We start from the raw sequence: 380 nt of genomic DNA on the forward strand, positions 1-380 counted from the left end.
GCCTGGGCCGGCAGGGCTGCCACCGTCAGAAGGGCTGCGGCGGCGGCCGCGGCAAGGACCAACCGGAAACGCCGCGTGGGGGCGGCTGGGTACTTGTGTGACATCGTCGGCCTTCCGGTCGTGTCTCGGCAAAACAGAAACCCAGCATGAGCCGTGCCGGCGTCCAAGGTCAAGGATGTGACGGCCGCAGAGCGGAACGCTACTGCTCCGGCCGATTCGGTCCTGAATAACGGGTCCCGTTTGTTGTTCCCATCATTCCTGCGCAAATCCTTGGCCTACGTTGATCAAAAGCGCCTCAAGTCGCAAATAGGAAGTAATAGGCTAATTACAGTTTCTGCACTGGAAATTCAACGTCGTCTATCCGCTGCCCTGCGTGGGCG

At 60.5% G+C, this 380-nt stretch carries 1 protein-coding gene; it reads left to right on the plus strand.

Annotated elements, in window-relative coordinates:
• Window positions 1–153: 153 nt before the first annotated feature.
• Window positions 154–380 (plus strand): hypothetical protein (locus AC1DE7_RS31905; RefSeq protein WP_477535900.1); only part of this gene is annotated, 227 nt, incomplete at its 3' end.

It is taken from the genome of Paenibacillus sp. 10L310, from assembly GCF_056395745.1.